Annotated in this window: 15 protein-coding genes and 6 pseudogenes; 12 read left to right on the top strand and 9 right to left on the bottom strand. The window is 59.0% G+C overall.

Going from position 1 to position 21,957, the window contains the following annotated elements; genetic code table 11:
* Positions 1 to 226: 226 nt before the first annotated feature.
* From CQ13_RS34300 to tnpA, 6 genes and pseudogenes are all read left to right on the top strand, one after another.
* Positions 227 to 1,250, top strand: a pseudogene (locus tag CQ13_RS34300) (IS110 family RNA-guided transposase).
* A gap of 598 nt (positions 1,251 to 1,848) precedes the next feature.
* Complete coding sequence (locus tag CQ13_RS34295; RefSeq protein WP_057847211.1) at positions 1,849 to 3,399, top strand: S10 family peptidase; 1,551 nt, start codon at positions 1,849 to 1,851, stop codon at positions 3,397 to 3,399.
* Positions 3,400 to 3,608: 209 nt separating this feature from the next.
* Positions 3,609 to 3,872 (top strand): hypothetical protein, encoded by a 264-nt coding sequence (locus tag CQ13_RS44780; RefSeq protein ID WP_197427537.1) that lies wholly within the window; start codon positions 3,609 to 3,611, stop codon positions 3,870 to 3,872.
* Positions 3,872 to 4,435: an integrase catalytic domain-containing protein gene (locus CQ13_RS44775; protein WP_197427536.1), complete on the top strand. Its 564-nt coding sequence runs from the start codon at positions 3,872 to 3,874 to the stop codon at positions 4,433 to 4,435. Before CQ13_RS44780 ends, CQ13_RS44775 begins: the two co-directional genes overlap by 1 nt.
* A complete protein-coding gene (locus tag CQ13_RS43765) occupies positions 4,423 to 5,265 on the top strand; it encodes a hypothetical protein (protein ID WP_063800218.1) in 843 nt (280 codons plus the stop codon). Before CQ13_RS44775 ends, CQ13_RS43765 begins: the two co-directional genes overlap by 13 nt.
* 210 nt (positions 5,266 to 5,475) lie before the next feature.
* Positions 5,476 to 5,907, top strand: a complete 432-nt coding sequence (tnpA, locus tag CQ13_RS34285; protein WP_057847210.1) for an IS200/IS605 family transposase — start codon at positions 5,476 to 5,478, stop codon at positions 5,905 to 5,907.
* Positions 5,908 to 6,007: 100 nt separating this feature from the next.
* Here the strand turns inward: tnpA and CQ13_RS46090 are convergent.
* The 5 genes and pseudogenes from CQ13_RS46090 to CQ13_RS34265 all read right to left on the bottom strand — a co-directional run.
* Positions 6,008 to 7,094 (bottom strand): annotated as a pseudogene (locus CQ13_RS46090) (transposase); the annotation flags it as partial.
* A 22-nt stretch (positions 7,095 to 7,116) separates the two neighbouring features.
* Positions 7,117 to 7,245: a hypothetical protein gene (locus CQ13_RS46600; RefSeq protein ID WP_283807557.1), complete on the bottom strand. Its 129-nt coding sequence runs from the start codon at positions 7,243 to 7,245 to the stop codon at positions 7,117 to 7,119.
* A 144-nt stretch (positions 7,246 to 7,389) separates the two neighbouring features.
* A complete protein-coding gene (locus CQ13_RS44770) occupies positions 7,390 to 9,603 on the bottom strand; it encodes a hypothetical protein (RefSeq protein WP_245309516.1) in 2,214 nt (737 codons plus the stop codon).
* A 475-nt stretch (positions 9,604 to 10,078) separates the two neighbouring features.
* A pseudogene (locus tag CQ13_RS34270) lies at positions 10,079 to 10,752 on the bottom strand (hypothetical protein).
* Between the two features lie 60 nt (positions 10,753 to 10,812).
* A complete protein-coding gene (locus tag CQ13_RS34265) occupies positions 10,813 to 11,562 on the bottom strand; it encodes a P-loop NTPase family protein (RefSeq protein WP_057847209.1) in 750 nt (249 codons plus the stop codon).
* Positions 11,563 to 13,340: 1,778 nt separating this feature from the next.
* On the opposite strand from CQ13_RS34265, the gene CQ13_RS46595 reads away from it, so the two are divergent.
* From CQ13_RS46595 to CQ13_RS41945, 3 genes and pseudogenes are all read left to right on the top strand, one after another.
* Positions 13,341 to 13,475 (top strand): hypothetical protein, encoded by a 135-nt coding sequence (locus CQ13_RS46595; protein WP_274542316.1) that lies wholly within the window; start codon positions 13,341 to 13,343, stop codon positions 13,473 to 13,475.
* A 304-nt stretch (positions 13,476 to 13,779) separates the two neighbouring features.
* Entirely contained in the window at positions 13,780 to 15,093 is a 1,314-nt protein-coding gene (locus tag CQ13_RS34255) for an LLM class flavin-dependent oxidoreductase (protein ID WP_063800216.1), read from the top strand.
* Positions 15,094 to 15,429: 336 nt separating this feature from the next.
* Positions 15,430 to 15,780 (top strand): annotated as a pseudogene (locus CQ13_RS41945) (6-pyruvoyl trahydropterin synthase family protein).
* Between the two features lie 151 nt (positions 15,781 to 15,931).
* Here CQ13_RS41945 and fcl read toward each other — a convergent pair.
* Together fcl and gmd are read right to left on the bottom strand one after the other, a co-directional pair.
* A pseudogene (gene fcl / locus CQ13_RS34250) lies at positions 15,932 to 16,932 on the bottom strand (GDP-L-fucose synthase).
* Complete coding sequence (gmd, locus tag CQ13_RS34245) at positions 16,913 to 17,998, bottom strand: GDP-mannose 4,6-dehydratase (RefSeq protein ID WP_057847207.1); 1,086 nt, start codon at positions 17,996 to 17,998, stop codon at positions 16,913 to 16,915. Before gmd ends, fcl begins: the two are co-directional and overlap by 20 nt.
* Positions 17,999 to 18,460: 462 nt before the next feature.
* Between gmd and CQ13_RS46880 the strand changes: the two are divergent.
* Positions 18,461 to 19,012, top strand: a pseudogene (locus CQ13_RS46880) (FkbM family methyltransferase).
* Here the strand turns inward: CQ13_RS46880 and CQ13_RS44765 are convergent.
* Positions 18,947 to 19,153 (bottom strand): hypothetical protein, encoded by a 207-nt coding sequence (locus CQ13_RS44765; RefSeq protein WP_197427538.1) that lies wholly within the window; start codon positions 19,151 to 19,153, stop codon positions 18,947 to 18,949. The pseudogene CQ13_RS46880 and the gene CQ13_RS44765 overlap by 66 nt on opposite strands.
* 1,003 nt (positions 19,154 to 20,156) lie before the next feature.
* On the opposite strand from CQ13_RS44765, the gene CQ13_RS34235 reads away from it, so the two are divergent.
* On the top strand, positions 20,157 to 20,402 hold the full coding sequence (locus CQ13_RS34235) for a hypothetical protein (protein WP_245309514.1): 246 nt from the start codon (positions 20,157 to 20,159) through the stop codon (positions 20,400 to 20,402).
* Positions 20,403 to 20,761: 359 nt separating this feature from the next.
* A complete protein-coding gene (locus CQ13_RS47400) occupies positions 20,762 to 21,553 on the top strand; it encodes a 4'-phosphopantetheinyl transferase family protein (RefSeq protein WP_082637812.1) in 792 nt (263 codons plus the stop codon).
* A 223-nt stretch (positions 21,554 to 21,776) separates the two neighbouring features.
* On the opposite strand, the gene CQ13_RS45070 is transcribed toward CQ13_RS47400, so the two are convergent.
* Positions 21,777 to 21,957 (bottom strand): hypothetical protein (locus CQ13_RS45070; RefSeq protein ID WP_210183089.1); only part of this gene is annotated, 181 nt, incomplete at its 5' end.

Below are 21,957 nucleotides of genomic sequence, written 5' to 3'. Positions count from 1 at the left end.
ATTTTGTGCCCAATCCATCGGCATAACTTGGATCGGCGCCCCCAAATCCGGGCGTTTCGCGACAGAAACTAGCTAGGCTGATTGGCGCGCCATAAAAACAAACACGATCATCGAATATGCGTCAGAGCCAAATTTGCAAACGATGACGTAATTGCGGTCGGCGTTCGGGGCACGAAAGCTCCGTTATCGTCGAGCTCTCGCAATCAAGCGATTCGGAGGAGCTGTCATGAGGCAATACGTCGGGCTAGATGTCTCGCAAAGAGAGACTTCTGTTTGCGTGGTCAACGAGACTGGTCAACCGATTTTTGAAGGAAAGGCCAAGTCTGATCCCGGCGATCTCTCCAGGCTGCTGAGTAAACATGCGCCACTGGCGGAGCGTATCGGCTTTGAGACGGGCGCTATGGCAAGCTGGCTTTGGCACGAGCTTCGTCGGGTTGAACTCCCCGTCGTTTGCATCGATGCAAGGCATGCACACGCAGCACTGTCGGTCCGCATGAACAAGAGCGATCGGAATGATGCTCGGGGCCTTGCCGAACTGGTGCGGATTGGGTGGTATCGAGAAGCCAAAATCAAGAGTGAGGAGAGCCAGAAGGTTCGAGCGATCCTGGTCGCGCGATTCCGCCTTGTGTCCATGCGCCGGGATATCGAGAACCAGGTCCGCAGCCTGATCAAGGAATATGGATTGCTATTCCCTCGTGCCATTGGCCGACAGTTCCGTAACCAGGTCGGCGAGCTATTGGGTGAAGATCATCAACTCCTCAACGTGATCGACCCGCTACTGTCAATTCATGAGCATATCTGCCAGCAGCAGAGCAAATTTGACGACGAAGTCCGCCGATTGGCGAAGTCGGACGAGACGACGCGTCGCCTGATGACAGTTCCTGGTGTCGGCGTCGTCACCGCCTTGACATTCCGCCATACGATCGATGACCCGTCCCGCTTCCGATCGGCCTCGACAGTCGGCGCCTATCTCGGCCTCACACCTCGGCATAACCAATCTGGTGAAACTGACACTAGCGGCAAGATATCCAGATGGGGCGACAGGCTTCTCCGAACTTACTTGTTCGAGGCAGCGACTGTCCTTCTCTATCGGACCAAAAAATGGTCTTCCCTCAAGGCCTGGGGAATGAGCTCGCGAAGCGGTCGGTATGAAAAAGGCAAAGGTCGCCATTGCCCGCAAGATCGCCGTGATCCTCCACTGCATTTGGGTCGATGGCACGTCGTTCGACTGGGGCCACGCGCGGGCCTGACCTTATTTTGTAGGTTCCTGGCCCGGTCAGCCGGGCCGGCGATGTCCCGCTGGGACGGTGGTAGTGGTGACCTCGGTCAATCGGCTGGTGGCGGCTCGTCCGCACGCCGTTGCAAACGATGAGGCACCCGATCCGGACATCATCATGAGGCGCTTGCGACCTCGGAAAGGACCATGACCCCAGCGACGGGCAGCGGATAGTTGAAATTTAGGTGACGGCTAATCGACCGACACTACCGAACTGGCTATCGATCTACCAGCCGCGCTCGCCCCGTCTCCGAAACCCCGACCCGCTCCGAGGGGGCGAGCGCTACCGTCTTGCCGAATGGCTTCAAAAAGAGAATTGACATCAATCCGCAATTAAAGGGCCGATTGACACCTTGGCCATGCCGTGAAGGCCGAGCGCGTTGAGCTGATCAGCGGTCAAGCCGCCAATCGGGGCGATTGGCGATGGTGGGGGCACATGATCTGCACCCGCCGACGGTGACAACTGCTGACTCTAGTAGGTTTGTTGTTCCCACGCATGAGCTAGTGACTAGGTCGTTTTGACAGACACGCCTCGCGCACCAACAGTGCAAGCCCTGCACAGGAGAACCTCTATGTCGTCGACCGCACTGCGCAGCACCTCTCTTGCGTTGATCCTTTTTGCCTGCGGGATCATGGGGAGCGTGCGGGCAGACAATCCGCCGCCCCGCGCCAATGCCACAACGCCGGCCGGCCAGAACGGCGGCCCCGGCGAACGCGCCGGCCAAGCGCCGAGTACGCCGTCGGCGGCCGAGCAGCATCGCCTGCCGCCGGACTCCAGCACCAGGCAAACGCTTGATCTCCCTGGGCGGACGCTCTCTTTCATCGCGACGGCCGGCTCAATCCGTCTGTTCGACGAGAAGGGCGAGCCGGAGGCCGACATCGTCTATACCTCCTATCAGCTTGACGGCACCGATCGCGGCACGCGCCCGGTAACGTTCTTCTTCAACGGAGGACCGGGCTCATCATCGGCCTGGCTGCAGCTCGGCAATGCCGGACCGTGGCGGCTGCCGATCAATGCAGACGAGGTCACACCCTCCACTTTTCCGGAGGTGAGGCCAAACGCGGAGACTTGGCTCGATTTCACCGATTTGGTGTTTATCGACCCCGTAGGCACAGGCTATAGCCGTTTCGTGGGGACCGGCGATGATGTGCGCAAGCGGCTCTTTTCCGTTGACGGCGACGTCAACGCGCTCGCGCTGGTGGTCCGCCGCTGGCTCGAAAAGCATGACCGGCTGTTGTCGCCGAAATACATCGTGGGTGAAAGCTATGGGGGCATTCGCGGGCCAAAGGTTGTGCACCAGTTGCAGATGCGGCAGGGCATAGGCGTCAAGGGCCTGATAATGGTCTCGCCACTCTTCGACTACGGCCAATATGCCCGCACTGGCCTGCTGCAATACATCGCAACACTGCCGAGCTATGTCGCGACCCTGCGTGAAGCCGAGGGTCCGGTAAAGCGAGCCGATCTCGCCGACGTGGAAGCTTATGCACGCGGAGAGTTTCTGATCGACCTCATCAAAGGTCAGGCGGACAAGGAAGCGACCACGCGTCTGGCCGACAAGATCGCGGCGCTGACCGGCATCGATCAGGCGGTGAGCCGCAGGCTCGCGGGCCGCTTCGACCTCGCCGAGTTTCGCCGTGAGTTCGATCGTAAGAACGGCAAGTTAATCGGCAATTATGACGCCTCAGTGCGCGGCCTCGATCCGTTTCCGGACTCGGATTTCTATCTTTCCGGCGATCCGTCGAGCGACACGCTGCTCGCACCTCTGACCAGCGCCACTGTCGATCTCCTTACGCGCAAGCTAAACTGGCGGCCGGACGGCTCCTATGAGCTAATCAACGGCGCGGTCGGGCGGGCTTGGGATTTCGGCCGCGGGCCTCCGGAGTCGCTGTCGGAGCTGCGCCAGATTCTCGCAACGGACCCGAAGATGAAATTGCTAGTCGGGCACGGCCTGTTTGACCTCGTCACGCCTTATCTCGGATCACAGATCGTGCTCGACCAATTGCCGCCATTTGCCTCAGCACCGCGCGTCAAACTCGTAGTCTTTCCAGGCGGCCACATGTTCTATTCACGAGATGGCTCGCGCCACGCGTTTCGTGCAGAGGCCGAAGCGATTATGAAGTAACCCGCACCGCGAACTAGGTCACAAGCATGCTCGTGTTCGCACGAGCATAGTTATAGATGAAGCTGCTCATGGCGCCGGCTTCGAGGCAAACTCCCTGGATGACCGACGGCGCATTGCCTCATCACGAATGTTACTGGACAAGTTCCCGCCAATGACTGGGGCGACGTCACCGAATCGGGTCGGTGTCGTCGATGGCGGGAAGGATCAGCATGGGCGCGCGGCGCGAGGTGGTGTCGGCGGTAATGGAGCGTTACCGGTCGGCCAAGCGGGCGGAGAAGGGAAGCATCCTCGACGCGCTGTGCGCGACGACGGGCTGGCATCGCAAGCATGCGGTGCGCGCACTCCGGCAACACGAGATCGGCGATGTCGAGGCACTGCGAGCGCGCAGGCGCAGATACGGCGCGACGATCAAGGATGCGCTGACGGCGCTGTGGGAGCGTCGGATCGGGTATGTGGCAAGCGGCTCAAGGTGATGATCCCGACCTTGCTGCCGGCCCTCGAGCAACATGGCCGATTGAAGCTTGGCCAGGCGGATCGTGATGGTGTTCTCGCCATCAGCGCCGCAACCATCGACCGCCTGCTCGGCGATGTGAAGATCGCGGCGAGCGGCGGCAAGCGCCGGCGTGCCGGCTTTTATTCGGCAATCCGGCGCGAGGTTCCGATCCGCACGTTCAATGACTGGAATAGCCCGCCGCCCGGCTTCTGCGAAGTCGACATGGTAGCCCATGGCGGCACGTCTGTGGCAGGCTCGTTCATCCAGACGCTGACGATGGTCGACGTCGCCACGGGCTGGACCGAGTGCCTGCCGTTGGTGACGCGCGATGGCTCGCTCGTTGTCGAGGCGATGAAACACGCACAGAGCCTGTTCCCCTGGCTTTTGCGCGGCGTGGACTTCGACAACGACAGCGCGTTCATGAACGATGTCGTCGTGCCATGGTGCCGCCAACAGAAGCTCGAGGTGACACGCTCGCGTGCCTATAAGAAGAACGATCAGGCGTTCGTTGAGCAGAAGAACGGCCCGTCGTGCGCCGCCTGATGGGCTATGGCCGCTTCGACGGCCTCGAAACGGCGCGCGTGATGGGTCGCCTTTATGCGGCGGCACGGCTCTACGTCAACTTCTTTCAGCCGTCGTTCAAGCTGAAGGAGAAGCGCCGCGAAGGGGCGAAAGTGATCAAGCGCTATCATGCTCCGTTGACGACCTATCAGCGCGCGCTGGCTCACCCCAAGGTGGCTGTGGCCGTGAAGAAACGGCTACGCGATCAGTATCGTTTGCTCGATCCTATCGCGCTCTTGGCCGAGATCCGCGCAACACAGGAGGAACTCGGCAATCTTGTCGATCGTCGTGCCGGACAGGCGCACGGCCAGCAACGCGCCTGCACAAGCACCGCGCCGGCGTCCGCTGCCACTTTTGCGAAGACGCTCGGCAAGACGGTGAAAGTCGGCGAGCCGCGTGCCACGCACCGGCGACCTCATCGGCCTTATAAGACGCGGATTCGCATGCCATCCAAGCTCGACCCGCACATTGCCACCATCCAGGACTGGCTTGCTGCGCAGCCGCAATTGACTGCACTCGCCATTGTTGGCCGGCTGAGCGAGAAATACCCCGATGAGTTCGGGACGAGACAGCATTCGATCGTGCAGCGTCTGCTGAGGGCGCTTCGGAGGAAGGCTGCCGAGCAGCTGGTTGCTCAGGAGCCGCTCGGCGACGCCAGGACCGTTGCTTCATTGCCCGGGTCTGTGGACGGCACGGGCTATGTAGGGCCCGACCCGCCCACAGCCCCTCCTACCGAGCCAGCCCGGACAACCACCAAGCATAACCGACCAGTCGACATCGGATCGTCAATAGCGACGGCACTATCAGGGTAACATTCGCAGATGAGGCAATACGGGGGGTCAATATTGGGCTCTGACGCACTCTTGGTGCAGCTCATTCATTGAGCGCCCGTCAGCCTAGCCTACCAAGGGAGGCCCCCCGGCTCTGCCGGGGTGGCAGCAGAAGTTTGACATTTCAGGCAGTCGTCCATCGACGAAACTCGCGACTCGTGAGCCACCACGCGCACGAGAAGGAGTTTCGCGATGGACGATTACGAGAGCCTAAGCCACAGCAAATGGGAGTGCAAATATCACGTGGTCTTCATTCCCAAGTGCCGCAGGAAGACGCTGTACGGGGAGTTGCGCCAGCATCTCGGGGAGGTGTTCCGCAGATTGGCAATGCAGAAGGAGTGCAGGGTCGAAGAGCGGCATTTGATGCCCGGTCATGTTCACATGATGATTTCGATCCCACCCAAGTATGCGGTGTCGCAAGTGATCGGGTACATCAAGGGCAAGAGCGCTATCCATCTGGCGCGGGTCTATGGAGAGAGGAAGCGCAACTTTGTAGGGCAGCACTTCTGGGCTCGGGGATACTTCGTCTCGACCGTCGGTCGAGACGAAGCCGTGATCAGAGAATACATCCGCAAGCAGGAGGCCGAGGACACCCGGCTCGACCAAATGAACATGTGGCGCTAAGGCCGCCTTCAGGCGGCCAACAAAATCGGGGACGCGTTAGCGTCCCCATGGCCGCTTTGAGCGGCCCAATTCCTAAAGCCCCCGGCTTTGCCGGGGGATACTTACCCTGAAGCAAATCGATTTTGCCGCGGCCGTACATTTGCCGTCTGACGAGTTTGAGGCGCCCTCGGTCTGTCCGTTGGACCAGGGCGAAGTGATCGCCGCGCGAACCGCCGCTTCATCGTTCGTCACGCCGCGGGCGAACGATGCGACAAGGCTGGCGCGAGCACGATCGATCCAGGGGGACAGCTCGGCAGCGGCTCTTCGCCGGATAATGCCCGCGGAATTGAGCGATGATCTCTCGAGCCTCGACCAGGGTGGGAACGCCAGCTTCGATGGCGGCGACAGTTACGGTCTCTGCCTTCGACAGCGTATCCGACCGTCATCAGACGAGCGATCGCTCTGGCTGATGGGATCCGGAAGGTTTTCGACATCTGCCTTTTCGGCCCGCCGTCTGCGGGTCGTCCATTCGCCGACAACACGAAGGGAGCCTCGGAAGCCCCGCGCCTGCAAGCGGCGCCAGAGTTCAGCCCCGTTTCGACAGCCGGACGCCCACTGATCGTCGAGCCATGGCAGATGCTGATCGAGCGAATTCTGCCGGGTCCGGAAGACATCGTGGTGCTCGCCACGGATCACCTGTCGCACCAGCTTCCTGCTATGGCCGGTCTGGCGCACGATCTGTTTGACCGGTGTGCCGCTCTTCGACAGGGCCAGGATGGCCGCGTTGGTCTCTTCGCGCCGGAGATAGCCCTCATACTGGAGGCGCTCGGCGGCGGTGAGCAGCTTGGGATCAATCTTGGTCGCCCCGATTGCGCTGCGGATCTGGCGCATCGATTTGCGACCTGTATCGCGTGCGGCTGGGCCTTTGCCGCGGCTTCGCCATATCCTCCACCGCGGTCGCGCGCGCCGATCGCGATCGTGGGATGAGCAGCGAGCCAGGCTTGGGCGGTCGCGGGCTCTCGGTCCTGCAGCAGCATGACGATTCGGCGCCTTTCCAGATTGCAGATGATGCTGGCGTATCGGTGATTGCGCCGCCAGGCCCAATCACCAATGCCGATGACCCTGAGCGGGTCAGCCGGCGGACGGCTACGGCGTCGGACCACGCGAAGGAGCGTATCCTTGCTCACCGGCAGCATCCGGTGTCGAGCTCACGGCGGCGCGGGCGCTCAATCAGGTTGAGGCCAAGCCGGACCTTGTCGCCGTGGCGGTGGGCAAGTCAAAGGTCTGCCAGACATCGATCAGCCGCTCGAGTGCCGCGCGGACCTCGGCAATAAGTAAGTTGAATTTCGCGATCGCCATTTCCTTTTATCCAAACGCTCGTATTGCGCAGCGCATTTCCCGTGGGTGCCCCTGGTGCGAGCAAGCCTATGCCGCTGGGTGTGCGGTAAAACTTCCCCCCATGCGCCGCCCCGTCGACCCGAGATTGCAGCCCAAGCGCGTTCTTCAACCAGCTTCAGGATAAACACGAACGCGTGAGCCGCCGTCCGTTTCCAGCAACTCGGCCCTGTAAGGCACGCCGCGGATGTTGATATACGTCGGGCGCCCGGCTTCCGGCATGAGGTGCTCCCCCTCTAGTGCACGGACAAGGTAAGGCGGAAGCCAGCGTTCGCGGTGCTGCCATCCCCCGCGGATAAGAAACCCAAGATCAGCTATGGGCTGCCGCGATGGCCCAGCTTCATTCATCGGCCTCGCGCGAGGATGATGGATGAGACGAACGTCCCTGTGCTCTCCCGGCCCAAACGTGGCCGAGTAATCCTCGCCGTTGATCGCGAACTGGCTTGGGCCGAACTGGTTCGGCATGAGATTGATGTTACTCAGTACATCGATCAGGACGTCCGAGGCCGGTTGGGAGCCGTGGTGCCAGCCCTCGCCGACGATAGATCCGATATCCAGCCGCTCCTGAGGGGCCCCTGATGGCCCAACGAACGACGGCGGTCTGGCGAGGTCAGGCGCCGGCACAGAGTGAGCGTCGTCACGCAATTCATACGGTGTGGGCGGATTCAAATTAACCAGCGGCTCAAGACCGCCGTAGACGTCTGACGAGGGACGCCTCGCAGATGATAGTGACGCGGGTTCTTGCATCTGCTCTCTAAACCAATCCCAAGCGCCCGCGCTCGGGGTGGCTGGCATTGCCGGAAGCTCCTGAAGCGAGCGCGGTTGCGGGCCGCGCTGCGGTGTGAACGAGGATGACGCGGGTTCTTGCATCTGCTCCCTAAACCAGTCCCAAGCTCCCGCGCTCGGGGTGGCTGGCGTTGCCGGAAGCTCCTGAAGCGAGCTCGGCTGCGGGCCATGTTGCGGTGTGAATGTGGACGACGCGGGTTCTTGCATCTGATTCCTAAACCAATCCCAAGCTCCCTCGCTCGGGGTAGCTGGCGTTGCGGGAACCTCCTGCGGCGACCCGGGCTGCCGAGCGCCTTCCCCGGCGAGCGGACGCGCGCTCTCAGGAGGAGGCAGCCCCAGCGCTCTGTTCGCCTCGAGGACTTGCTGGTAGCGCCGAAGCCTGAGCAAATCGGCGTTAATTTTGGTGTCCGCGGTTTGGTTCCTATACTCCTCAACATCTTGGGCCAGCCCATCGTCATTCAGTCGGCCAGCCATGGCCCCTTTTTCGCGCGTTTGCAGCCAATCGCTCAACCTGGAAAGGCGGCGAGCCTGTCTATCGACAGTCTCCGGCTCAATCCTGCGTGTCGCCTTTTCCGCCGCGGCCCACATGTCGATGAGGGTTGCGTCTGCCGGATAAGGAGCCAAGCGCCGGATATCGGCCGACAAGGCCTTTCCGGCGCCGACGTCCCGGAGCTTTTTCAATGCCGCTTTGATGCGCCTGCTGCGATCCTTCGCATAGGTTTCCACATCGTCATCCAATCCAGCCACCAACTCGGGGTTACCAATTCGATCCGCGATTGATGGCCTCCCGTTCTGGCTAAGTCGGCCACTCAAATGCCGCAGATCGGCTATCGCATTTTTGATGGTGCCGTCGCCCAGTACTTGGCCGGTGCCGTCGTCCCGGGTGACCTTGGCTTTGCTCTTGAAATCCTCAAACAGCTCCTCGTCCTCCTCAGGGACCCCGCGTGTTCGGCCGGGCTGCTTGGCGTAATCCACCCGAAACTTCGTTGAAAAGACCTCTTGCTGAGCCGTGGAGCCGGACGGCTTTTCGCTGCGACTCGTCCCAAACGCCTTTCCGACGCCTGACTTGATACGTGACCACAGGCCGCTATTCTTGCTGTTCTTCGTCTGAATCGCGGGCTGCTCCTCAGATGGCAAAGTGTAGCGCGCACTGCTGAACAAATCATCCCGCAAATTGGACTGCGGCGGTACTTGGGCCGAATCTCGAAAGTGAGCTCGGGGGATGTCTACGCTGTGGCGCGTGCTGCTGAACGAGGTGTCCCTCAGCCGGGAGTGTGGCGGAATCCGCACCGAACCGCCGAAGTCAGTGCGCCGGATTCCTCCATCGCCCTTTGCGGGACTCTCATCAGGCGAACTAGACGTTGCGGAGCTCTCATCAGACGAGTTGAGTTGTAACTCGTTCATCTGCTGCTCAAAGCTAGCTTGCTCCCTCGTGTTGCCCGATTGCTGCCACGCGCGCGACTGTTGATAGTACGCTTGTGCGAACCCTTCCACATCAAAATCAAACAGGTTAAAATTGTTATTCGTTCGCTCCATGGCACCTCACATGCAAAGCTCGTATCTGGCGCACGGTAGGGTGATCGAGTGAAAGCGGTGGAGCCTTCGGCCGAGATTCCGACTGTCGAAGCCTGAAGACAACTGACAATCAACAATCGTTTGCCGCGACCGAGACCGCCGCCACGCCCCTCCGATTCCGAGATCAAGCAATCGGGTGTTCATTTCCTGATGACGTCGCCGTCTAGACATCGAGGTTCTCATGCTAGGAGAGTTACCTGATGAGAAGCTGACGAGTCTCAGAAGGTCACAATGAGCTAATGGCGACCGCGTTGATTTCTCCAGAAATCTGCCACGTACTCGCCACGTGATTTTTGGGCCAAGCCACGCACGATGCCGTCCCGACACGAAGCGGGCAAACAGCCTTCCCAAGCGCTCGGACATTACGTCTGAAAGCAAGACGATCAGACTGGAGGAATTCTTGTATCGCGGGAATTCTCCACCTGTGGAGCCCGACTCAAGACGACGGCTGTGGCATGGCCATCAATTCGAGATCGCGGAGCATGATGTAGTTCCGCCGGATCTACTGATGCAACTCGGTGGAGGTATCCTTCTCTTTGCGCAGATATCCGGTGAACGAAAGGCTCAGTCGGTCGACGTAGGTCTTTAGAAATACCGGTAGCGCCGAAAAGCGGAGTACACGCGCGCCGTCCATGGCTTCAGGTAACTCGCCGCGCAGCATGAATTCATTGTGGACGGTGATTAGCGCCCACGGCGGAATCCGCCACCGCAGCATCTCATAGCTACGCGAGGAGGCGCGGTCGGTGCCGGCGACGAATAGGATGACGGGGGCGACACGGCGGCGGAGCGCCTCCTTGATGAAGCCGATCTCCTCGCACATCTTGAAGAATTCATCAAAGGCATGGAATCCGAGGTCGATTACCTTGGCCACCCGGTCGTGCAGGATAAGCCGGTCCATCAGCTGCATCTTGCCGTAGGTGTCGATCACATCCGCCGTCTCAGTAATGTTAGGGAGGTAATCGACCAGTGACGGCTCCTTCAGGTTGATGTCGAACGAGAGCGCAGTACCGTTCTTCAGCAGCAAGAACTCGCTCATGAGGCGAGAGACGAGGGTCTTGCCGACCTGCGGGCTAGGAGAGAGTAGATGATGTAAATGGGCGTGGCTAACATTGCCAGTAATATCAAGCGAATTTCGTACGTGGTGCAGACGTTCAATCGCCGAACGAGCGACTATTTTTCGCCGCCGCGGGTCACTGACTTGGCGCCGGCCAAGTCGGTCAAGTTAATGCGATCATATTCGCGCCAGACATTCGCGAGCCAGTGCCGAACATAGCCGCGCAGCACGAAGGAGTGGTTCGCGGCATCGGCGTGCCGACCCTTGTTGGCTACGAAGTTGACGAACGGGACGGAAGCAACTTCGACCTGCTCATAGGCCATCTCATTGAGCTTAGGGATCGTCAGCTCGGTCGCGTTCTTGATGCGGTGGAAATAGGAGTTGTAGGTCGACTCGTCCCACTGGAAGAATTGAGTGTCGTTCATGAAGTTCTTGACCAGAAAATACGTTGCACCAGTCATGAAACTGGCGGTCTCGGCGATCTCGTCCCGGGAAGCGATGGATGATCCCAAGATGTGGAATACGGCAAAGGTGATCTGGCCGGACCGCGCGGCATCCAAAAAGCCGATGTCGCGCAAGGATGCCAGCGCCGGAGACAGCAAGCCTGCGCGGGCGTCGATCACTGTGACGGATAACCCTGAGTTAAGTGTGTCGAAGATCTTCATCTGATCCGCAGTCGCGGTCATGTCGACGATCTCGGTCATCTCGGGGTGGAAGCGCTTCAACGTTCCTCGCGGCGACTCAGTATCGAATGCGCGTGTCTGCACGTTATTGGTATTGAAATAGTCCAGAAGCGTTCGGGATACGGTCGTCTTGCCAACCCCACCCTTGTCCGCACCCACCACAATCACAACTGGCTTTGTCACGGAATCCCCTTAAAGCACTCGCTACCGCCGACCGCGACGTGTGCAATCAGCAAATCTCTGCTTTGGATGCGAAGATGGCAGAAACAAGGGATAGTGGAATCTTTGACGCGTCACCAACGCGATTGGTGGGGATTTCTTGATGCGAGGTCATCAGTGACGTTGGGATACGGACGACTAGTTGCTGTGTGCGGTGTTCCACGTAAGGTTTGTGAACATGCGAACGAGCCGTTCTCGGAAAAAGCGACTGCGGCGATGATCACCGCGACCACCATCAGCGGTACATCGCCGTATATAGATGAGCATCAAACAGCTTGAATCTCACGTAGCGTCAGGTTGTAGGCTTGGAAGAACGATGACCAAGGCTACCACGCAGGCGTCTATGGCTCATTTGAGAAATCATTTCGAGCGGCATGCCTTGCGAGGTCGACCTTCTCGCTTGCGGATGATGACCGATCATTCGGGTACATCTTGTACAAGGATGGGAAGCGCTCTCGCCGGTTATTGGAATGATACTGAAAGCTGGCAAAGTCGCATGTGGCCTGGGGAGTGTCGGATGATACGAATGCTGAATGCTTGGTGATGTAAGTTGCAATTGCGCAGGTCGCGCACCGCCCGCGCTGCGATCAAGCTACCAGAAGCTCGCGAAGAGACGCGCTCCCGCTGCATAGGCAGTCGTGTCCGGCCGGGGTGCCGGCGTGGACCAGGCAACGTTCGTGTAAAAGGCCGCCGCAGATACTAACTGAGATTCGTGCCATGCTTCGAAGAAGACATCCGCGCCGGGATATCGTGGGGGTGCGCCACGACATGCAACGCGGTGAGTCCAGCAGGCCTGAGGTCAGGCAGGTATCGAAGCGTGCGAGCGCATAGCTGCATGTATGTCGCGGCTTGATAACCCTCTGATTAAGGAAGTCGGGCTCAGGGCCCTTTCGTTCTTCGCATCATCATTCGGTCGACACTTCAACGATGGCCGAATACCGTAATGCAACGATCAGAATAGCCGAATGTTCGGGCGATGAAAGCGGAGCGCTTCAGGAGTTGAACAGCCAAAGTCTAGCATCGCTGGTGAACGGCTTCAGCAAGTGGCCGGAAGAGGCGGCCTCTCGCCAAGCCACGATCGCAATCGCGGGTGACGTCCTTCGCCCCGGCGACCGGCTCTCCCACTTTGATCAGCAGGACTGGCCGGCCGCTTACGGCTCACCTTCGGCTCTCTTCATCAGCGCGGATGCCCAGAGCGCGACGATGACCGCGGTCCTCAACATGCGAACGCCGTCAGGTCGGAATCTCACTCGGCGACCGCGCCCCATGACATCGTCGTCGGACCCGACGTGCAGGGCTCGCTCAGAGTGCGTTTCCGCCAACAAACTTGGAGACGGAAACCGGCAGGCATCGGTGATGCGGCAGCCTGTACGGCCAACGCCAGCACCACTGGATGCCCCCGCCGCAAATTGCCAGACACCAGATTATGCTGCGATGCCGAGCGCCCTGGCCGTGAAGTCGCCAGAGGCAAGATGATCCCCGAGCAGGCGTTCGAGTTCGGCACGAGACCCAGGGTCGTCGTTTAACGCACGTGTTGTCGTGGTCAGCCGTGTCCGGTTGAAGACGTAATTTCCAGGCCCGACACTGCGCAGCTAGTAGCCCGCCGGCGTGACGCGAAGCACATGGTGTTTCTTCTTCAAGCAGCCTCGCACAAAAGGTCTTGTGGCACGCCGATTGCTGGGAGACGGTGAAGAATCCGTCACGACAATGGCGGTATCGCAGGCACCGGCCCGGGAGTTTAGATGAGACTTGCTCAGTTGATCCAAATCAATGCCATCACTGCTGCACTGTTGAGTGCTGTACCGCCGATTGAAGCCACATCCGTCGTGGTGCCGCTGTCATTAGGCCAGCAGCGGCATTGGTCCTATCGCGTCTGATCGTCGGCAGAGAGGCACATCCCGATCGCGCCTCGGTCGCGGCGAGCTGGGAGCGCCTGCCCTTCAGTGGCTTCGGAATTGGTCGCGAATGAGGCGCTGTGCACTACCTTCGTGGAGGGGGCGGCGAGCCGTTCCAGCAGATCGGCGGCTGGAGTTAAGACAGAGAGCTCGATTGGCGCGCAAGAGCTTTGAACCGAGAGAACGAAGTACATTTGCTGGCCGCGGCGCAGAACCACCCTGCGGCACTGGGCTGGGCACCATGTCTGAAGCGGCTCTGTGACCATCGTGCCCCAGGAGAAAAAGGATGAAGCTTGGACTGTTTTATGAACACCAGTTGCCGCGTCCTTGGGAGGACGGCAGCGAGCGAAAATTGTTCAGTGATGCGCTGGAGCAGATCGAACTGGCCGATCGGCTCCGATTCGATCACATGTGGGAGGTTGAGCATCATTTCCTCGAGGAGTACTCCCACTCATCCGCACCCGAGGTCTTTCTGGGGGCTGTCTCCCAGCGTACAAAGACTATTCGCATTGGTCACGGCATTTGCCTGTCCTCCCCGAATTACAACCATCCGGCACGGGTGGCGGAGCGTCTGGCGACGCTCGATTTGATCTCTGGGGGGCGCGCCGAGTGGGGGACCGGAGAATCCGCGTCGCTGATCGAGATGCATGGCTTTGGGATCGAGCCCGAGCAGAAAAGTGCCATGTGGCGGGAAGGGGTCGAGCAGACCGCCAATATGATGACGATGCAGCCGTATCCCGGATACGACGGGCAATTCTTCACAATGCCGACCCGTAACATCGTGCCAAAGCCGGTCCAGAAGCCGCACCCACCGATCTGGATGGCGTGTTCACGGCGCGACAGTATTTTGCGTGCCGCGCGTTACGGGGTAGGGGCGCTGGTTTTTGGATTTGTGGAGGCGTCGCAAGCGAAAGTGTGGCGCGACGAGTATTATCAGATCATCAAGTCCAATGAGTGCGTGCCCATTGGGCATTCGGTAAACGCCAATATCGCCACTCTCAACGGTATGATGGTTCATGAGAACGCCGAAGAAGCGATGCGTCGAGGACTCGATGGCTTCAAGTTCTTCGGTTATTCGATCGCGCATTATGCGGTATATGGCGAACACCGTCCTGGGCGCACGAATTTGTGGCGGCGCTTCCAAGCGATCAAGGACGAGATGAAGGAGACGCCAGGCTCAGGCAGCATCGGACAGCCCAGGAGTGTTCGCGAGCATCTCATGGGGTATGCTGATGTCGGTATCGACCAGATGATCTTTATCCAGCAGTGCGGCATGAATAAGCACGAGCATATCTGTGAGGCACTTGAGCTGTTCGCCAAAGAGGTCATGCCTGCTCTGAAAGAGCGGGAAGACGAGCGCGTCCGACGTAAAGAAGAGGAGCTGGCTCCCTACGTAGAGGCGGCACTTGCCCGCAAGTCCTCGATGCCCGAGCTGCACGAGTCGGACATCCCGAATGTCGAGGCGATTGGCATCGTCCTTGAGCGTTGTACAGGTAAGGACTACGCCTCGGCCGGTGGCACCTTCGCGGACCCGACCCGCGGAGGCGCCATTCCGATGGCTTCACGCGAGTCCTTCGCCAAGTCGGCCAAGGTCGACTGACGCGAGGGCCGCGATGGGATCTGACCGAGTTCATGGGCGGGTGCCCTCAGTGGCCGGCAACGGCCGAGGAAATCGGCCACGCATCGCTCACAGTCCTAAGAAGCTTGTGTGCTGGCCGCGCCAATCCTACAAGTGATTTCTCTGCGAAGCTGGGAACGCGGAGTCGAACCCAAAGCTATGCGTCTAAGTTTTCTGGGTGACTACGTTGATCGGGGTAGATGCCGAATGCCTCACCCCCTGAATCCAATTGCCCCTTTAGCTGATGGATGCCCCAATTCATACGCGAAATCATGGGTACTACTCAGTTATCCGAACTGGGCTGAGCATTGAAATCCTATAAGCATCTGCGCATCCGATGTATATCCCAAGCCTTTTGAAACGGCTCACCGGCTCCCGAACGTGCCGCCCACACATAGGTGCAGCCGCGTGCACGGCCATTCCTATAGGGTCGAGGTGCAACTCGATGGACCAGGGATCCTGTCACCGGATTCGTCGTAGACTTTTCTGACCTAGATCATCAGTGCACTTGATCATTGATGCCTAAACGAAGTCGAGGGATTGGAGAATCCTACGGCAGAGAACATTGCCGTTTTGATCTTGGAAAGATTGAAGCACAAGCTTCATCAAATATTATCCGTTCGAGCCTACGAAACCTCCGATTGTTGGGCTGAATATGAGGGACGATGACAAGAAAAGCACCTTGTTTGGCCTGCTTCTCGTCGTCGAATTTGCAATCCTTCGAGCCCTACAGCTTGAAAAAAGCGTGCATCTCAAACCGCTTCTGCCCGAACGATCGATTCCCGCTCAAGCGCTAGGAGAGTCTTCACAGGCCGATTGCTTATGGGTCCCGGATCACGCTCGCTTGTTCGGCACGCGGAGGACTACTCTGCCGCGACCTGTGGTTCTCGTTTAGATATGCCCGGTACGCCAACGCAATGCCCTCCCTCAGCGAGGTGGGGGCTCGCCAGCCGAGCGCGGTGAGATGGCAGACATCGAGCAGCTTGCGCGGCGTGCCGTCGGGGCGCGAGGTGTCAAAGCTGATCTCGCCGGTATAGCCGACAGTTGCGGCCGCGACACGGGCGAATTCGGCAATCGTGGTGTCCTCGCCGGTGCCGATATTGACTAGTTCGTCATCCGAATAGGTCTTCATCAAATGGATGCAGGCGTCCGCGAGGTCGTCGACATAGAGGAATTCGCGCCGTGGCGTGCCGGTGCCCCAGACCACGACCTCGCTGGCGCCGGATGCCTTCGCCTCATGGAAACGGCGGATCAACGCAGCCACGACGTGGCTATATTCGGGATGATAATTGTCTCCGGGGCCATAGAGATTGGTCGGCATCACATTGATGAAGTCGGCGCCATACTGGCTCCGATAGGCCTCCACCATCTTGATCCCGGCGATCTTCGCAATCGCATAGGGCTCGTTGGTCGGCTCCAGTGGGCCGGTCAACATGGAATCCTCGCGCAGCGGCTGCGGCGCCAGCTTGGGGTAGATGCAGGAGGAGCCGAGGAACATCAGCTTCTCGGCTCCGTTGACATGCGCCGCATGGATCACGTTGGTCGCGATCGCCAGATTGTCGTAGAGGAATTCGGCGCGAAGCGTGTTGTTGGCGACGATGCCGCCGACCTTGGCGGCAGCGAGAAACACCACCTGCGGACGTCTGGCGGCGAACCATTGGTTGACCGCCCCTGATCACGCAGATCGACCTCATTGCGGGTCGTTGTCAGCAGTTCGACATCTTCACGCCCCAGCCGGCGCGCCAGTGCGGAACCGACCATGCCGCGATGGCCGGCGACGTAGACGGTCTTGCCCTTCAGCTCAAAGGGAATGCTTACCATGAGCCGCCTCCCGTCGCGCGTTTTCGAGGTCGCTCGCGACCATCTCCTTGACCAGCTGGGCAAAGGGCGTCTTGGGCTTCCAGCCCAGTTTCTCCCGCGCCTTGCTGGCGTCGCCAATCAGAAGGTCGACCTCCGTGGGCCGGAAATACTCCGGATCGATGCGCACCACGGTCTTGCCGGACTTCTTGTCGACACCGGTCTCCTCGACGCCCTTGCCGTGCCATTCGATGCTGCGGCCGACTTCGGCAAAGGCGACTTCGATCAGTTCGCGCACCGAGCGCGTCTCGCCGGTGGCGAGCACGAAATCGTCAGGCTGATCCGCCTGCAGGATCAGGTGCATGCCCTCGATATAGTCCTTCGCATGCCCCCAGTCGCGCTTGGCCTCGAGATTGCCGAGATAGAGCGTGTCCTCCAGCCCCACCTCGAGGCGGGCAACGCCGCGCGTGATCTTGCGGGTGACAAAGGTCTCGCCGCGGATCGGGCTCTCATGGTTGAACAGGATGCCGTTACTGGCAAACATGCCGTAGGCCTCACGGTAGTTGACTGTGATCCAGTAGCCGTACAGCTTGGCGACGCCGTAAGGCGAGCGAGGGTAGAACGGCGTGGTCTCCTTCTGCGGGATCTCCTGGACCAGGCCGTACAATTCCGACGTAGAGGCCTGGTAGAAGCGCGTCTCCTTCTCCATGCCGAGGATGCGGATCGCCTCCAAGAGCCGCAGCACGCCGATGGCGTCGGCGTTGGCGGTGTATTCCGGGCTTTCGAAGCTGACGCCGACATGGCTCTGGGCGGCGAGGTTATAGATCTCGGTCGGCCTGATCTGCTGCATCAGCCGGATCAGGTTGGTGGAGTCGGTCATGTCGCCGTAATGCAGCAGGAACGGCACCTTGCGGGAATGCGGGTCCTGGTAGAGGTGGTCGATCCGCGCGGTGTTGAACGAGGACGACCGCCGCTTGATGCCGTGGACCTCATAGCCGAGGCCGAGCAGATATTCGGCCAAGTAGGCGCCGTCCTGGCCGGTGACGCCGGTGATCAGCGCCACGCGCCGCTGTGAATCCTGAGCTGCCATTCTCTCTCCGGTTACGCGCAAGGGAAGGCTGTCATTTGCGAAGTCTAACTGAAAGCCGATTCAAATCAGGCGGTTAGGCCGCAAAGTCAGCATCGGCCCGGGCAATGAATGCTGGAGCCGCCCTTTGCTTGAGCTGTGGCGCGATTGTGACGAGCTACTTTGCATTTCGGCAGCAATGACATGGCACGACGCGCCTGTTGAAGAGCCCGAGATACGCCGGCGACCGCATCCTAAAAAGCCACGTATTGATCGAGAGGCGCGCATAACCCATCCCTTTATCGTCACGCCGGCGCATGCACTATATATACATTGATATACATTGCGCAGGGAGGGCGTGCGTCAAAGTTCAACGGACCTCCGCGAGGCCATGTAAGTAGGCAGCTGCCGAGCGCTCTCCAGAAGTTCTCCACAGGACTGCTGTCTAGGCTTCAGCAGGCCTTCTCTAAGAGACCGCATATTTCTATGGAACCCACATCTTCCTTAACAGTACATCAGCAGATTGTTTCTCTTCTTCAAAAGCCGGATCGCGTTATCTTGGACATCGGCTGCAACGACGGAACCGATACGCGAAACTCGAGCTCTGCCCGCAGGCTCAGCTCTACTGCTTTGAGCCAGATCCCCGAGCGGCTGCTCGCTTTAAGAAAAACATGGATCTTACCTCAACAAGGTGAAGCTATTTGAGATCGCGATCAGTGACCGAAATGGCATGATCGATTTCCATCCAAGCAATGGAAATGCAGATGCGAAGGAATGGGATCTCTCTGGCTCAATACGCCGACCCAAGAATCATCTCGTGGAACATGACTGGTTCGGTTTGATCATCCTATCTCAGTTGAAACTCGGCAGTTGGATGACTGGTGCAGCGAGGCGAACTTAAAACACATCGATTTCATCTGGATGGACGTGCAGGGAGCCGAGTCCGATGTGATCGCTGGCGGCAGACATACCTTAAGCAACACGCGCTTCGCCCACGGAGTCGAGGGTGATGTCTTGCTTAGAAACACGAGCCTGTAGAAGGGCTGTGAGCGCGTGTACAAGGCCGCCGAAGAGGTAGTCGGCCTCGGTCAATATGGGCGGACGCTGACCGTACTTACCTGCAGCTCGGTCGGCGAGCAGGATCACGACGAAGAGGATGAACAGATCTGATCGAGACATGGACGCCACGGTTCCGGTGATGAACCCTCACTCGCCTGCGATCAGCTCTTCGATAAGAACTCGCAAGTACCCAAATCCCGAAAAGCCGCAAGCCCAACAAAAACAGCTTGAATCTCACGTTGCGTCAGGTTGTAGGCTTGAAAAAATGCTGACAAAATCCATCATCAGCAACTCAAATTTGAGTGCCACGCAACGTTCGCATTGAGAGATTCGTGTCTTCGCGAGCATCCTCGTGACGCTTTCATTCGGTGTACGTTTCGAGAGGCTGAGTCACTTCGAGTGATGGCAGGTCGAAACAAATCGGAGTCAAGGAAAGATCTACAAATCCAAGAGGGCTCGTAAGAGGGCTCGTAGTGGTGCGACGTGGGAGGTAGATCAGTCCGTGCAAGCGCTTGGGACGGCCGGCCACCCGTAGGCAGAGTCACCCATGTAGGTGAGGCGTGCGCCGCAATGGCTGGGCCGCGTGGTACGTTGCGGTCTTCTTAGCCGATCTTGGCATGCAGGTGGCGAGGGCGCCGTGTTCCTAGGAAGTGCGGTATCGCTGCGAAGGAGCTGAACTACTATGATGGTTGCTGCTTTCTCCTCGTTTCGTGGGGCACGTTGGGAAAATCTCAGTCCGCTGCTCACCGGGGGCCGGCGGTTGCGCCGGCATGATCACCATGTTCGTGTAATTGCGGACCCCCGCCATGCGTGCAGAGGTCGACGCCGCCGTTTTCGAGTTCGTGTCAAGCCGAAGCGGCCCAATCGGTGAGGCTGCGGATCCGGCAGACGTTTCGAACCTCCGAGATCGTATGCGCAGGGTCGTCTTTGATTCTTGTTCTGCTTACCGCAGCCCAGAAGTAGAGTCTGGAAGTCGACGGAAGCTGTCTCGCCCAAGTTTTTTTAGCCCGAATGATGTGACCGTCGTGGCAACACAGGCGCGGAGGAGCGGCTTTGGCCGGTCTTTCAACGGCGACCACAACTTCGCCGACAGGCGAGCCAAACATTCAGAAGGAAGCATGTCTTGACTCAGGCCGACAAAGACGTGGTCGAGCACATGCTCGCATCATTAGCGATCAGCTCGCTGCAAAGTGGCATTGCACCCACCAACGAACAGGTTGCTCATCATTTTGAGCTATCATGCGAGAGGGTTGGACTAGTCGTCACGCTTGAATCTGCGACCCGGATCTTCAATTGTATCGCACGTGAGATCCACAAGGCGCAGTCGGTGCTCGAGTTCATCGGTCGCGGCACGGATCAAATGCAGTGAGCGAACGGAATGGAGCTCCTCGCACGTGCGCGCAGCACAAAGTCGCCTTCGTTGGCCCGGCATCATAATGGAGGGTAGGACCGACAGGTTAGGTTCCACATAGACTGCATAATTCTGCTCGACGTCCACAAGCAGGGTACCAATCCGCCCCCGACCTCTGCCTCACCGGAATTGTTGAAGGCCGTACCCGTCCACTCTGAGCAATCTGCGACAGCCCCGACAACGGTGATGCAATTCGGCCAGCCAGGTGGTGGCGCGAGGGCTGTCGATCTCGAAAGCGGGTCGCGTCAGCGCAGAGCTCGTCCGATGCACGCTCGATCGGTCCGATCCTGCCGTCGAAATATCGAGCGTCGCAGAGCATGACTTCGTCTCGGACGCTGCGGGCCTTGAGTGGCCTGCGATCTCAGGCTAGCTACCGTAAAGCGAGCTCAGATCTGCAGCTTCACACTTTTCCAGAACAAAGGTTCGCCCAACCTATGAAAACGCTAACGACGTTAGGGGCTGCTATCGGCGCAGCTTTGGCACATGACATCAGCTTTTCGGGCGGATCGATATGTGACCCGGTTCCCCTCCCATTTCCGGCCGAAGACGACATGTTGGGGAAGGTCTCGCTTCGTCGTCGGCGTGAGTTCGCCTGGGGACGGCATCACGCTCATGAGGTCTTGCGTAAATTGGGTTTCGCTCCTGTTCCGATTTTGTCGAGAGTGGATCGGGCTCCTCTTTGGCCTTCGGGAGTCGTCGGCAGCATTTCCCACTCTTCGTCTGATTGCGGAGCTGTTGCCGGAAAGTCCAACACTGTGCTCGCTCTGGGGTTGGACATTGAAGATCAAGAACCGCTAGGAGCGGACCTTTTGCCGCTCGTGTGCACCTCCGAGGAAATCGAGCGTAAGGAGTGGTCCAGCAGTCGCTTCGGCCCGAAATTGTTCTTCGCAATAAAGGAAGCCGTATACAAATCATATGCGCCGGCAACTGGTGAATTCTTGGATTTTCAAGATGTCAGTGTCAGGACGAATGACCAGAGCGGGGTCTTCGAGGCTGAGATTGTCAACCCGGAAAAGCCTCCTAGTTTCGGCAGTCGAACCATAAATGGGATCTATCGCCCATTTGTTGGAGGAATTCTAGCACTAGCCGTGCGATTTCGAGGCGCGTGATGCATCTCGTCAGCTAAATGCTGGAAGGCCAAACGAGACCTCATCGAGGTTGCCTTGCAATTGAAGAATAATCTTCTGTTCTACTAGCGAGTGGGCGCCTTGACTCCGATAAGAAGCTTAATGTGTATGACTCCGTAGCGCCCCGCTGCCCTCTCCGCGATCCGACCAAACAAGGTCCTTCACCGAGCCCTTTCTGATCGAACATGAGCTGAGATGCCGGTCATCATGTGGGTCTCTCAATCAGGAAACCGCGAAAAGGGAGCGCCTGATAGGTCACGACTAGACGACCGATTCCATGAAACCCGCGTGCTGCAGCAGGCTGAATTGATGGAACGGACGGGTTGTTGGCGGATTCCTCGTTTGCGGTCGGCGAAACGAGGAGCTGTATCATGGCAGGATGGCGG

Origin of the sequence: Bradyrhizobium retamae (genome assembly GCF_001440415.1) — a bacterium.
Taxonomy (GTDB): Bacteria; Pseudomonadota; Alphaproteobacteria; order Rhizobiales; family Xanthobacteraceae; genus Bradyrhizobium; species Bradyrhizobium retamae.
This window is presented reverse-complemented; position numbering and strand designations above follow the sequence as displayed.

Coding starts and splice junctions, on each gene's coding strand:
- CQ13_RS34295 (WP_057847211.1), top strand. CDS start 1,849: ATGTCGTCGACCGCACTGCGCAGCACCTCTCTTGCGTTGATCCTTTTT.
- CQ13_RS44780 (WP_197427537.1), top strand. CDS start 3,609: ATGGGCGCGCGGCGCGAGGTGGTGTCGGCGGTAATGGAGCGTTACCGG.
- CQ13_RS44775 (WP_197427536.1), top strand. CDS start 3,872: ATGATCCCGACCTTGCTGCCGGCCCTCGAGCAACATGGCCGATTGAAG.
- tnpA (WP_057847210.1), top strand. CDS start 5,476: ATGGACGATTACGAGAGCCTAAGCCACAGCAAATGGGAGTGCAAATAT.
- CQ13_RS46600 (WP_283807557.1), bottom strand. CDS start 7,245: ATGGCGATCGCGAAATTCAACTTACTTATTGCCGAGGTCCGCGCGGCA.
- CQ13_RS44770 (WP_245309516.1), bottom strand. CDS start 9,603: ATGGAGCGAACGAATAACAATTTTAACCTGTTTGATTTTGATGTGGAA.
- CQ13_RS46595 (WP_274542316.1), top strand. CDS start 13,341: ATGAGACTTGCTCAGTTGATCCAAATCAATGCCATCACTGCTGCACTG.
- CQ13_RS34255 (WP_063800216.1), top strand. CDS start 13,780: ATGAAGCTTGGACTGTTTTATGAACACCAGTTGCCGCGTCCTTGGGAG.
- gmd (WP_057847207.1), bottom strand. CDS start 17,998: ATGGCAGCTCAGGATTCACAGCGGCGCGTGGCGCTGATCACCGGCGTC.
- CQ13_RS44765 (WP_197427538.1), bottom strand. CDS start 19,153: ATGTCTCGATCAGATCTGTTCATCCTCTTCGTCGTGATCCTGCTCGCC.
- CQ13_RS47400 (WP_082637812.1), top strand. CDS start 20,762: ATGACTTCGTCTCGGACGCTGCGGGCCTTGAGTGGCCTGCGATCTCAG.